At 37.2% G+C, this 13,076-nt stretch carries 8 protein-coding genes and 1 pseudogene; all 9 read left to right on the top strand.

Annotation, left to right across the window (positions count from 1 at the left end):
• The first annotated feature begins 439 nt into the window (after positions 1-439).
• The 9 genes and pseudogenes from KQI58_RS05145 to KQI58_RS05100 all read left to right on the top strand — a co-directional run bounded on the left by KQI58_RS05145 (position 440) and on the right by KQI58_RS05100 (position 12,929).
• Positions 440-988 (top strand): helix-turn-helix domain-containing protein, encoded by a 549-nt coding sequence (locus KQI58_RS05145; RefSeq protein ID WP_216407083.1) that lies wholly within the window; start codon positions 440-442, stop codon positions 986-988.
• 14 nt (positions 989-1,002) lie between these two features.
• Positions 1,003-1,641, top strand: coding sequence for a YczE/YyaS/YitT family protein (locus tag KQI58_RS05140; protein ID WP_216407081.1), 639 nt, complete (start codon positions 1,003-1,005; stop codon positions 1,639-1,641).
• A 721-nt stretch (positions 1,642-2,362) separates the two neighbouring features.
• Positions 2,363-3,433, top strand: a complete 1,071-nt coding sequence (locus KQI58_RS22575; RefSeq protein ID WP_253295793.1) for an Ig-like domain-containing protein — start codon at positions 2,363-2,365, stop codon at positions 3,431-3,433.
• 14 nt (positions 3,434-3,447) lie between these two features.
• Positions 3,448-7,143, top strand: a complete 3,696-nt coding sequence (locus tag KQI58_RS22570) for a Spy0128 family protein (RefSeq protein ID WP_253295792.1) — start codon at positions 3,448-3,450, stop codon at positions 7,141-7,143.
• Positions 7,144-7,167: 24 nt separating this feature from the next.
• Positions 7,168-7,863: a helix-turn-helix domain-containing protein gene (locus KQI58_RS05120; protein ID WP_216407079.1), complete on the top strand. Its 696-nt coding sequence runs from the start codon at positions 7,168-7,170 to the stop codon at positions 7,861-7,863.
• 216 nt (positions 7,864-8,079) lie between these two features.
• Complete coding sequence (locus KQI58_RS05115; RefSeq protein WP_216407077.1) at positions 8,080-9,582, top strand: helix-turn-helix domain-containing protein; 1,503 nt, start codon at positions 8,080-8,082, stop codon at positions 9,580-9,582.
• A 136-nt stretch (positions 9,583-9,718) separates the two neighbouring features.
• Positions 9,719-10,546: a CPBP family intramembrane glutamic endopeptidase gene (locus tag KQI58_RS05110; RefSeq protein WP_216407075.1), complete on the top strand. Its 828-nt coding sequence runs from the start codon at positions 9,719-9,721 to the stop codon at positions 10,544-10,546.
• A gap of 98 nt (positions 10,547-10,644) precedes the next feature.
• Positions 10,645-12,119: pseudogene (locus KQI58_RS05105) on the top strand (helix-turn-helix domain-containing protein).
• A 150-nt stretch (positions 12,120-12,269) separates the two neighbouring features.
• A complete protein-coding gene (locus tag KQI58_RS05100; protein ID WP_216407073.1) occupies positions 12,270-12,929 on the top strand; it encodes a WxL domain-containing protein in 660 nt (219 codons plus the stop codon).
• Positions 12,930-13,076: the final 147 nt, after the last annotated feature.

Below are 13,076 nucleotides of genomic sequence, written 5' to 3'. Positions count from 1 at the left end.
AGCCAATAAGGGCTCTATGTACTAATTTTTGGGTAGTGCTTTTATTGAATTGTAAAATAAATAAAATACGCAAAAAGTGCTTAACGAATCATATAAAAGAAAGGTTATTTACTACAGACTATAAGTGTTCTTATGCTTCTTTATTAGCTAAAAGACCGGTAGGAAACAGAGTTGATTTTTCCTAATTGTTAATAAAATAATATTCGTTATAAAGAAAGTCTAATTGATAAATAACTTTTTTTAAATAAATATGCTTGAAAGAGGAAGAGGGAAGTATTTTTTATATAGTTAAATCCCGAATAATCAACTTTCTTGATCCCAAAAATAAAACAATTCATAAAAAACATGTTTTATTTAATTGGTCTTGACAAAGAGTAGTTTCTGCTATAGATTGTATACTATAGTGGATTTTATTCGATATAGTGATTTGGAGGAGTATATGATTTCAGCAAATGAAATGATCAGTCGCAATATTAAGCGGATTCGTCAGGAAAGAAATCTAACATTAGACGATCTGGCTCGGCTATCAGGAGTTAGTAAGAGTATGTTGAGCGAGATTGAACGGTGTACGAAAAGTCCGACGATCTCGATGCTGGAGAAAATTTGTACCGGGATCAATGTTCCGTTAGCTCAGCTGACGTATATGGAAACGCCGGAAGTCTCAGTGATCAAAAAAAGTACAACGAAGCATTATTCGACTTCGGAGGGATTTGATACCTATAATTTGTTTGAATATGATCCCGATAAGAAATTTGAGATTTTGCGACATGTTATCGCCCCCCATTCCGAACGGCTGTCTGAGTATCATGAAGCGGGAATCAGAGAATACATTATTTGTACGCAAGGAGTATTGGACATTCAGGTGGGGGAAAAGAGCTTTGAACTGGAGGAAGGTGAAGCTATCCAGTTTTTAGCGAATTGTAATCACAAATACGCAAATACGATGGATAAAGAAACACGCATTTTGATGCTGATGTTCAGAGAGTAGAAAGAAGGGCTGAAATGAAAGGGTATAGTGTACGGTTGGTAAAATTGATATTTGGGTTGTTTCTATTTGCTTTGGGATCGTTTTTAACAATTCAAGCCAATATAGGGTTAGCGTCTTGGGAAGCATTTAGTATGGGAATTGCCTATCTGACAAATCAGACCTATGGAAATATTTTGATCATCAGCGGATTTGTCATCTTAGTGGTGGATGTAGCATTAAAAGAAAAAATTGGTTTTGGCACGATTCTTAACACGATTTTGATTGGAACCTTTGTCGATATGATCCAAGTATTTGATTTTATTCCGCAAATGGACAATTTTTTCTCTGGCGTAATCATGCTTTTGCTGGGACAAGTATCGATCTGTGTCGGAAGTTATTTTTACATTGGGGCTTCACTTGGTTGCGGTCCACGGGATGCCTTGATGGTTGCTCTGGGAAAACGGCTGCCAAAAGTACCGATCGGAATTGTTCGTGGAGTTATTGAAGGAACAGTTCTTTTGATCGGTTGGCTGTTAGGTGCCAAGGTTGGTATCGGTACGGTCATTTCTGTTTTTGGAATCAGCTTTATTTTAGAGGCGACCTTCAACATTCTGCATTTTGATGTCACAAATATTGAGCATGAAAGTATCGTGGATACAGTCAGAGCATTATAAAATTTACACGTTATATCAGAGAAAAACGAATTGCCTTTATACTGGCAGTTCGTTTTTTTTTGTGCAGCCCATAGAGGCATTCTATGGGGGGCTCCTTGAGAAAAGCCTCCATTTTATAAGACATCATCAACTATAGTTTGTTTACGCTCTAATGTGACAAAAAAATAGCAGACAGCAACAGAAAATGTCTTCTTCAGTAAAAACGTTAAGATAACAACGTTTCTTTAAGTCATTATGAGATATTTAATTGTAAATTAAATATAAATATCGGTTGGTCAGAAAATAATCTTTTTTTAACCTGCATTAAATAAATGAATAGAAAAACAAGAAGCAATATTCGTCGTGTATTTAAAGAGAAAAAATACGAAATGAGAGATCTGTTTGTGATAGCAGATCTTTATTTTTTACCCTTATATAGATTTATATTTTGAATAGGACGTTAATATAGACTTATTTTATTATTTTTGTCATTTTCTAGGCCTTGATTTGACTAATAATAATAGATGAGAAAGAGTCTATCCATTCTTTAAATGGGCGAAGCTTTTCTCAGCGAAGTTTAGTGAAGGTCCGTCTGTTAAGAGGGTGGAAAATGCTGAAAAAGTAATAAAGGAGGTTTGGGAAATAATAAAAAGCGAAGAAATAAATTAATGGATAAGTTTGCTTAACAAACAGAACCAGAAATTTAGGCGAATTATTTGCGTTTATGGGGGAGGCGTGAAATATGAAACAATTAAAAAAAATTTTGTCATTATCTGCAATAGTAGGCATGATGATTGGCCTTTTTCCAATGTCAGTTGTTGCTGAAACTACTGATCAAACAGGAGTAGTAGTAAATCAGGTGGTCTTCACTGATGGTAATGACCAGGAAATCTCAGATAGTCATCGAATAGCCCCAAAAACAACGGTTAAAATGAAATTGAATTGGTCGCTTGTCCAACCGACATTGGTTGAAGAAAACACCACAACGATCATTGACTTGCCTTCAAACCTGCATTATCCAGAGCAATCAGGAAGTTTAGGTGAGATGGGGAATTATCAAGTAAAAAATCAACAATTGATCTTTCAATTCAAACAGAATTATCAAAAAACAGCGGATGGATTTGCACCGGATTTCGCTAGTGCAAAGTTCTATGAAGGGTTGATTGAGGTAACGGCAGAAGCTACATCAGAAAATGTAGAAGCAGAAACAATTGATTTTGGGAATAATGTGACGGCTAGCCTCTATTACAGCAAAGCTTCAGATCCAACGGCCGATATAGTTAAGCAAGCTGAAGTGGATCAGATAATGGCTAAAAGGGAAACTCGAGCTGATCATGAGTCAAATCTGAATGTTCGTGGTGTGGATTTATTTACCAATATTAAGATTACGGATTTTAATGATCAAGAATTTACTACAGAAAATCCCGCTGTACAAGATGCCAATATCAAGATTCATTTTGATTGGGTATTAGATGACGCCGAAATCATTCAGGATGGTGACTTTTATACGTATCAGCTGCCAGACTATTTTTCTATTCATAATGCCGTAACAGATGTGCTGAAAAATCAGGATGGAGATGTTTTAGGGGAATTCACCTTAGACTTGAATGGGCTTTTAACCGTCTCTTTTAATGACAAAGTTGAAAATTTAAGCGATCGTCAAGGAACGATTGATTTAAGAACGGAATTAAAAATAACCACAGAGAGTGAAACCATTGAGATTCCTACAGGGATCACAGACGAGGCTGGAGTTGAAATTAAGATTATCCTTCCAGTCGTAAAAGCGGAGAAATTGAAACCGATAATTCAGTGACATGGACGATTATCTTGAATGAAGAAAGACGTGATCTAAGAAACGCAGTTTTAAGAGATACAATGCCTGAAGGGTTATCAGTGTGGTATACCCAGGATTATGTGATGAATGAGAATGGTGAATGGGTAATACCGCCTGCTGGCTTTATGAATTCATGGAGAGATGGCGCAGATTATGTCTATAAATTTACTTCTGATGTGATGAATCAGCCAGTAAAAATTGTTCTTAAAATGCGGGTGGCCGATGAAAGCGAGAAGGAATTTTTGAATAAGGCAACAATTAGCGGAGATAACTTTATTTCTAATTCGGCAGAAGCGAGTGTGTCTTTTGATGAAAGAGACAATTACAAATATTGTACGGATTATGATTTAAATACCGGTATTTTTAACTGGGAAATCAAAGCTACATATATGACTGATGGCGGAACTCTTAAGGACTGGATGTATTCAAGATATGGAGATCCGAATACAGCAAAACACTATTTATTAAAAGACAGCATCAAAGTGTATGACGAAAACGGCAATGAAGTCGCTAGTGATAAATGGACATTTTCGGAAGCAGCGGCTGATTATAAAGAAAAGAACGGCGAGTATGTACACTTTACGTTAAATTTTGCAGAAAAAGGCATTTACAAAGTGAAGTATTCGACCCAAACATTTGATGTGCCAACGCCATTACGAAGTGAGCTTCAGAATACTGCTTTGATTATTGATGGAACTGAAAGAGAAGAAATTAATGCGGGGGAAACACCAGATGTTGAAGGAGCATTAGGCATCACCAAAACAGCGTCGAGTAAGAATTATGCGACGAATACAATTAGCTGGCAGGTGGTATTGAACAAGAATCGTCTTTTGATGAAAGATGCGATTATCAAAGATAGGTATACCACTCTTTCTGGAATTAATAAGAGTGCGCTTCAATTGATTGAATCATCGCTGGTAGTAAAAGCCAACGATGGAACGACTGATAAGGTTTTGACTAAAGATAGCGACTACATCCTAGAAAAAGTCGATGGCGATGAAGATTACTCGTTAGGATTTAATATCCGATTAATTGGGGATTATGCAACAACAAGCGATCAAATCACCTTTAATTATGACACACACTTCTTCATGGACAAACAGCCTCATCATGATACGGGTACTACACAGAGATTTGATAATAGCGTAGTGGTTACTTATATCGGTGAAGATGGAAAAAATCATACAGATGGTGCGGAACTTGCTACATGGGTGAGTACACAGTACGCATTTAATGGAACAAAATATGGGAAATATCTCACAGAAGGGGCAGAGGTAGCTAAGGTCTTTACCCATGATAATCCATTTGCAGAAACGACCGCAGCAGAAAATAGTGTGTATTGGACAGCGTTGTTTAATTCATGGAAAACTACCATTCCTAAAGAGACAACGATCAAAGAAGCATTAGGCGAAGGCCAAACGCTTAAAGAACTTGTTATTTATGATGTCGATGTGTCTGCTAGTAAGCTAGAAACTGCTCAATTAGGAGCGAAATGGGTAGTCAACGTTGATTATACGTATGAACTTGATGAGGCTGGGGTTCCAACTATTACCCTATTAAAAGACAAAGAATCAACCTTTGCCATTTTTGTTTTGGCGAAAGCGGCGGATGAAGTTCCAACCTACAAAAACGTTGCGACGATGACAGTAAAAGATAATAAACCAATAACAGTCGAAGGAACTGTTGAGAAAAGTGTGAAGGACGCGTGGATTTCTAAGGGCGGTCAACAAGGAACGGGTGAAGACTACCGCAAAGTCAATTGGTCTGTTGTTTTAAATAAGGACGGGCATACAATTCACGATCCAGTCATCAAAGACACTGTAAATATCAGTGAGCAGTCATTTGTTTATGATGCAGATAAAAATGTAGTGGTGAAGGTCTTTAAGGCAAAAAATAATGGTTCTGGAACATTTGTTAAAGATGGCGAGGCTATTGCGTTTACAGAAGAAAACAGCCCTGTTGTTACTTCGGATTCTACAGTAGGAACTCAAACATTAACCATTCATCTAGGTGAGACGATCGACTCTGTTTACATCATTGAGTATCAGACATTATTGGATCCGGGGATTCAAAATAATGAGGTGATTGCGAATGAGGCAGCACTTTATGGTAAAGACATCCAATACCACGAAGTAAGGAAAACTGTAACGGTGAAATCTACAGACGGTGAAGGAACTTCAAGTGGAAAAAATGGCTCGATCACCTTCCGGAAATTAGATGAGAACGATCAGCTAATTACTACAAGTTCAGCCTTTTTCGATCTTTATCGAAAGGATACTGAAGGCAATCTAACACTGATGCTTTCAAATATTGAGGTAAAAGGCGATAAAATCATTGAAAATGGTGCGGAAGTCGATCATCTGTCTAATTTACGCTATGGAACCTATGTCATTGTTGAGAGCCAGGCACCTGAAGGATATGTGAAGGACGTTCAGGAGCATGAGTTTGTCATTTCTAGAGAACGAATAAATCATACATTCTCTTTAGAAAATCGAAAAGCTTCTTCAAAAATTGAATTAACGGCGAAGAAAGAATTAAGCGGACGATCTTTAGAAGCCGAAGAATTCAGCTTTAATCTGAAAGGTGAAGGCGTAGATCAAACTCAGAAAAATGCAGCAGATGGAACGGTTACATTTGACGCAATTGACTACACGAAAGCGGGAACCTATGAGTATACGATTTCCGAGGTAATCCCAGCCGAAAAAGAAGCAGGTATTACCTATGATGAGACAACATACAATGTGATTGTGACGGTAGAAGAAAAAGCTGGCGAGCTAGAAGCAACGGCCGAATACGAAAATGTCGAGGCCGGAGAAGTTCCAACATTCAAGAACACCTATGCAGTGACACCGGGAAGTATTCGTTTAGAAGCTCAGAAGGAATTAACAGGCCGAGAGCTAAAAGCTGAAGAGTTTAGTTTCCGATTGAAAGGCGAAGGGGTGGATGAAACCCAAACAAATGTAGCCGATGGAAAGATTACATTTGAAACGATCGAGTATGGAAAAACAGGAACTTACGAGTATACGATTTCTGAAGTAATCCCAGCCGAAAAAGCAATAGGAATTACCTACGATGAGACAACGTACAATGTGATTGTGACTGTTGAGGAGAAAGCTGGAAAGCTTGAGACTTCCGTTGTTTACGAGGGTGTTGAAGCCGGAAGACAGCCGATTTTCACAAATCATTTTACTCCTGAAAAAGAAATTCCACCGGGTGAACTGTTATTGAAAAAGACAGATAGTGAAACTGGCAAGAGATTGGCAAATGCAGAATTCAAATTGATGACTAGTGAAGATAAGGTAGTGAAGGGTCATGAAATGATCGTTACTGGTAAGGATGGAACGATAGTTATTAAAGGATTGATTGATGGAAGCTATAAGCTGATCGAAACTAAGGCACCAAAAGGGTATCAATTAGATGCCACACCAATTGAGTTTTCCGTAAAAAACAAACAACCAAATGTAAAAGAGGTTACCAAAGAAAATACGCCAATAACAGAGCCAGAGGTAGAAAAAACGAAGAAGAGTGCGATGACTCATCAAATTACAACGAGAAGCACATCTACGACTTCTAAACGCTTACCAAGCACAGGAAGTCAAAACAGCAGCGGTTGGATCACTTTGGGCGTTTTAATGCTATTGACTTTATTGGGAATTGTTGTATTAAAAGTTACAAAAAAGAGCATTTAAGAAAACATGAAATGAGAGGATTTAATGACAGTTTTACTTTTAACAAAAAGTTATTCATACGAACAGGATTTTGTAAAGAAACTGAATGATTTAGGGTATGAGGTGTTGTGCAGTAATCAGGTACTTTTGGATTTGCAAAGCACAGATAAAGAGGAATTTTCTAGTGAGCTTGATTATTTTGACACAGTTATTCTGAGCGAAACGATTTCAGATCAGGAAGTAGCAACTTGTCTAGAAACATTGAAACTATTTCGTTGCAGACTTATCCGTAAAACAATTACAGATTTAGATGAAGAGACTCGTGAGCAGTGGGGGAAACGAGGAATCGAACAATTTGTTTCTCAGGAAGTGAGCTTTGAAGAATTACGCGAGCAGATGGCAGTCCGAAAGCCATTGGAGCAAAAAAGCAAACCTTCACTGGTAAATGAAAAAGATTTCGATTTGGAAAATTTCGACTATCGCTTAACAAAGCAAGAATATCGAGTATTTCGTTTGCTGAAGCAATCAATAGGAAAGTGTATTTCTCGAACGGAAATGTGCTATTTCCTATGGGAATCTACACCTTCAAGAGCGAAGGAAAGTCGTCTGTCCGGTATTATCAAGTCGCTTAAGAAGAAAATGGCAGAGCATGGCTTAGACGAGACTCAGTTGCAAACCTCTTGGGGAAACGGCTATTGCTTGAAAAAGATTGTTTCAAAAAAGACCTCTTTTACAAATTAAGCGTGATGACCCATGTATAAAAATGAATGTGTCGATGGAATGTCAAAACATAGGTCATCATTTTTTAGACTTCAATTAGAGCAGTAAAAAATCTTCGGATTTTATCCTTCGAAAATTTTTACTGCTTTTTTTGTCTAAATAATCTTGAATGATTTATTTAGACAAGAAAAAAGTTGTTATATTTTTAAATTAATAAAGAACAAAGGAGGCTTTCAGGTGCTAGATTCTTTTATAAAGGGACAGGATCAGCTAGTACAGAAGTTTTTCACGTATTGTTATCGATCATACAACTCTGTTTTCAGCTATAAGGAACTAACAGATGAGCTGAGTATTTCATATTCGATGTTAAAACAAGTATTGGATCAGATAGAAGCCATTCAACAAAGCTACCCTGAATTTTTGATCGAACGAGAAAATAAGGAAGCTAAAATAGTATTCTCAGAGAGATTTCTGCTAAATAAAATTCGCGTGGATCTAACTAAGTCAACACTTCCCTTCATTATTTGGGACGCGATTTTTCATCAGAAATTCAAGTCATTGGAGTCCTTCAGTCAAAGCCAGTTTCTTAGTCGTCGAACGGTTCAACGTCAAATTGGTGAGTTTAGTCCCATTTTGGCTCAATACCAGATCGGTTTGAATTTAAAAAAGAACGGATATTTAGTAGGTGATGAATTTCGCATTCGTTATTTTTTTCATAGTTTTTACTGGCATATTTATGACGAAATCGATAGCAATCGACCACCGATTGTTCAAAAAAGTGCAACTGAGATTTATCAGCGATTAACTGAATATTTTCCTTTTCTCAGACATGCAGACAAAGAACGTTTTATCAATTTTTTAGCGGTGACTGTTATGCGTATCAAGCAAGGATATTTGATTCAATCAATTCCAGAAACGGTGCGGAAGTTTTATAATCCTTTTATGTCTAAAGAACTATTCGAAAAAGAGATACTGGTTCCTTTTTTTGAAGCTAACCTACTTTTTGAAAAGGAGTTGCCTGATGATGAGTTCCTGTATATCTACTATATGTTTACTGTAGGACAGAGCTATTCTCAAGAAACATTGCAGCAGATTCAGTTGCAATCACCGGCTTTTTTAAGTGATTATCGGCGTTTGGTCGATGATTGTATCTTACGAATTGAGGAAAATTTACGATATCGTTTCGGACAGGATGAGAAACGCTTCATCTTTATTAATACCACTTACATTTTTTCGTTTTTATTAACATTTGGATTAGGCAAACAAATCGATTCCTTTGGCGATTATATGACTATTTCTGAGGTTGAGGAACAGTATCTTTACCTTTTTGACCTTTTAGAAAGAATTGCCCACAGTGTAGATGCCCCAGATGAAAAATGGACGAAGACACTTAATTCAAATTCCTTTAAATACTATGTTTCGCAATTACTGTATCATGTATTGATGGATCGCGATCTACCAATTCGGGTAGCAATTGAGTCTAAGGGGAGAGGACTAGAGGAGCAGCTGCAAAAACAAACACTGGTGCGAATCAGTCCGCGTCCGGTTATCATTGTCGGTATCCGCCAAAATCCTGATGTTGTTATTTCCGATTATGCAATTGATTTAACCAAGTATTTCCCTCGCGAGTTGCCCTATCTTTTTCAATGGGGCGAAAAACAGTATCTTTCCGATTGGATTCGAGTGGTGACCTTTATCAATAAAATACGAGATAAAAAATATGCTAGGCTGCTGTCGTGAAGTGAAAGGGTAGACCAACTGATATATGAGAGAAAAAGACTCGTTTGATAGATTACTAATTTTTAGCTTAAAAAGTATAAATCTGGCTGAAAATCGTGAAAAATGTTAATATGCACAGTGCAAAGGGGGATTTAAGATGGTAAAAGAATATTTTTTGAATGGGATAGCAGTAATTATCGCTCTAATTGGCTTCGTATTAGGTATGATAAGCAATAACGTAGCTGCCGGACTATTTCCAAAGAATATGCTTTTAGTAAGTGCCTTGGTGGGGACATTGGTGCATATTTTTGTTTGCTTGTTGGGGTTTTATTTTGCTAGTAAAGTCGAGAGTACGACACTTAGTACTTATGGAATAAGCTGGGCTAAGGGTGATGGACGTCAGTTGTTTTATGGTCTGTTGATAGGGACCGGTGCATTTCTGATAATTACAGGAACACTCTACTTACCAGGGCTTTATCAGTTGAAAACAGGAGATCAGAATTTGTATAATTTACTCGTTAATTTTGTGATTTTCGTAGCTGTCGGTACGAGTGAAGAGTTACTTTTCCGTGGGTTTATTCAACATCGATTAATGAAATTTGGTCCAATTATCGCTTTATTTGGCTCTGGACTTCTTTTTGCTTTGGTACATGCGTTAAATCCTAATGTAAGCATATTAGCTTTAGTGAATGTTTTTCTTGCTGGGTGTTTTTTTGGCGTGCTTATGTATTTAACTGGAAGCTTGTTTACGGCGATTGGTGCTCATATTACTTGGAATTGGGTGCAGGGAGCTTTATTAGGAATTCCTGTTAGTGGAACAACCGATTCGGGATACTTTAGAACGATCATTCATGGAGGTGACTCGCTGCTAACTGGAGGACAGTTTGGAGCGGAGGCAGCACTGTCAACAACAATTGTCTTAGTTGTGTTTACTTTAGGCATCCTCCTTTATTTATATAAAACAAAAGCATTATCTCATAAGTGATTGGTAATAATTAGAACAGACTTCCTTCGAATCTGAGGGGAGTCTATTCTTTGGCTGGTCATTAAGCGATAAGGAAAAAGGGTTAGGAGTTAGAAGAAATGCAAACATTTTTAACCAAAACATCTGTAAAAAAAGTGGTTTTACTTGATCATTTACTGGAAAAAAATGATTGGTCCACTATAAAAGAATTGAAAAGCTTGCTTAAAGTTACAAATAAATCTGTCTTGCATTATATTGAAGAATTATCAGGATTGTTTGAAATCTATGATGGAAGAATTTGTCTGTTGAATGAGGAAAACAAACGTTTTTACGTCAAAAAGGAAGAAGACTTTCCAATCTATGCGATTTATCTTCATTTTTATAAAGCTTCGTATAATTATCAGCTGATTGATTTTATGTTCCAGCATCCTGGAAAATCGTTAAAGGATTTTTCAGAAAAGCAATATACGAGCGTATCGACCGTTTTTCGTTATGCAAAATTGCTTGATCCGTTTTTTCAGCGTTATCGCATTGGATTTCAGCCCTATAAGCTCCATTTACAGGCGAAGGAAGAAAGGATACGCTGCTTTTATTACTACTTTTATTGGCATTCAACACGAGAAAATTTTGGTAATTGGCCATTCTCTACAAATCTGGACAAAATAGAATCATACATAGAAAGATTTGAAAAGGACTATCGAATTTCTTTAGAACCGTTGCAGAAACGTATATTTTCTTACTGGTTGGCAATAATAATGGAAAGAAGCAAAATTGCCGACATATCAATTAAGGCTAGTGTTAGAACGGTCATCGACTTAGATCCTCATTTGAACAACTGAAAAACTGGCAATTTAAGACTGATATGGCATTAAAGAACGATGAGCTGTATTTTCTTTACCAAGTCATCTACTCCTTCGGTATTATTGATGGGAATAAATGCTACGAGAACAGCTACGCCGCAGCACACCAAAAGGCTGCTACCGATTCTTATCGTGCAGTGGAGAATCTAGCTCTTGCTTTGAAACAGGCATTTAATTTTGAATTGGCCGTAAAGGATCAAGAACTATTGTTTAATTTTATTGCTTTTCACGAGAGAAGTTTACTTTTTTATGGAAATACCGATCTCTTCTTCAATCGTTCTTATAGGAAAGAGGTTCAAGTGGAGAAGCCAAAGCACTATCACATAATAGAAGCTTTTCATCAAACATTGAATCAAATGGCAGATAAAAGTATTTCCAACATTTTAGAGAATTGGGAGCAGCTATTTTTAAATTACTATTTTGTTTTGGACTATTATGGGTTGTTTTTGAGCCGAGATGAACCGCTTAAAATACTAGTACAAGACGATCTGCATCACACACATCGCTTATGGTTGATGAACAAAATCAACGTACACTTTGGTCATACATATACCTTTGCATTTTACGATTATAAAACAAACGCCTCGGAAGTAGATTTAGTCGTTTCTAATTATTATTTCAATACGGGTAATACACCACTAGTATTAATGAAAAACATCCCTACCGAAAGAAACTGGCGACAATTAGGGAAAGTTATCTATGACATAGCCAATCAAAAAGACGCATGGACGTAAAAGTCGATGCGCCTTTTTTAATTTGATGAAAGGAGTATTTTTAATTTTTTTCCAGATTTAGGAAAATTATCGAACTAGAAATAGTAAGGGGGCCATGCGAGAATTGATTTAGTCGAATTAGACTAATTATTATTTAGGAGGAATTATAAAATGAAGAAAGCAATAGTTACAACTGCCGCACTAGGGTTATTAGCATTAAGTGCGACAAGTACGGCTGTTTTTGCCGCTGACCTTACAGAAAATACGAACAAAACAGATGTAACATTCACTGCAGGTTCAGGAGAAGATGTGGACCCAATTGTTCCAGATGATACTCATGATGATGATCCAAGTACAGGAGGTACCGGAGCTCTATCTATTCCGTTTGCATCAAATATCACATTTGGTCAACAAGAAATTAGACAGGGAGATACGGATTACTTTGCAATGAATCAAAAGCCACACGTGCAGGTAAACGATACTCGAGGTGGAGCAAAAGGTTGGACACTTGGTGTAACTATCTCTCCATTTGTTGGTGAAAATGGCAAAGAGCTAACTGGAGCAAAAATGTCGTTAGCCAATGGAAAAGTCGTGACAAAAGACAATGAATCAGTAGCGCCCGAAATGGCAAATGATTTCTTTGAATTGAGTGATGAATATCAAGATGTAATGTTGGCGAAAAAAGGACAAGGTGCTGGTGGTTTTGCGGCAGTCTTTGAAGGGAAAGACGGTCAAAATGAAAATGTGAAGCTTCACGTACCGCGTGCCGGATTGGAAGCACAAAGCTATACGGCAGATTTAACATGGGTGTTAACTGATGCGCCAGCGTAGGAGGCTAGGAGGGTGGGGGAAGAGATTCCAATGTCATTAACTTAAGCATATTGACAAATAATCCGTAGTACTGGTGGAAGAATTGTTCTTCTCCAGTGCTACGGATTTGTCTTTTATTCGCTCGATGGCACGTCTAAATAAGCGATT

Source organism: Enterococcus raffinosus, assembly GCF_018917525.1.
GTDB lineage: Bacteria > Bacillota > Bacilli > Lactobacillales > Enterococcaceae > Enterococcus_A > Enterococcus_A raffinosus_A.
Note: the sequence above shows the minus strand (reverse complement) of the source record. Positions and strands in the feature narration are given on the sequence as shown.

Bases quoted from the DNA above. Each gene is read 5' to 3' on its own strand.
- KQI58_RS05100 (WP_216407073.1), top strand. From the start codon at position 12,270: ATGAAGAAAGCAATAGTTACAACTGCCGCACTAGGGTTATTAGCATTA.
- KQI58_RS05110 (WP_216407075.1), top strand. From the start codon at position 9,719: ATGGTAAAAGAATATTTTTTGAATGGGATAGCAGTAATTATCGCTCTA.
- KQI58_RS05145 (WP_216407083.1), top strand. From the start codon at position 440: ATGATTTCAGCAAATGAAATGATCAGTCGCAATATTAAGCGGATTCGT.
- KQI58_RS05140 (WP_216407081.1), top strand. From the start codon at position 1,003: ATGAAAGGGTATAGTGTACGGTTGGTAAAATTGATATTTGGGTTGTTT.
- KQI58_RS05120 (WP_216407079.1), top strand. From the start codon at position 7,168: ATGACAGTTTTACTTTTAACAAAAAGTTATTCATACGAACAGGATTTT.
- KQI58_RS22575 (WP_253295793.1), top strand. From the start codon at position 2,363: ATGAAACAATTAAAAAAAATTTTGTCATTATCTGCAATAGTAGGCATG.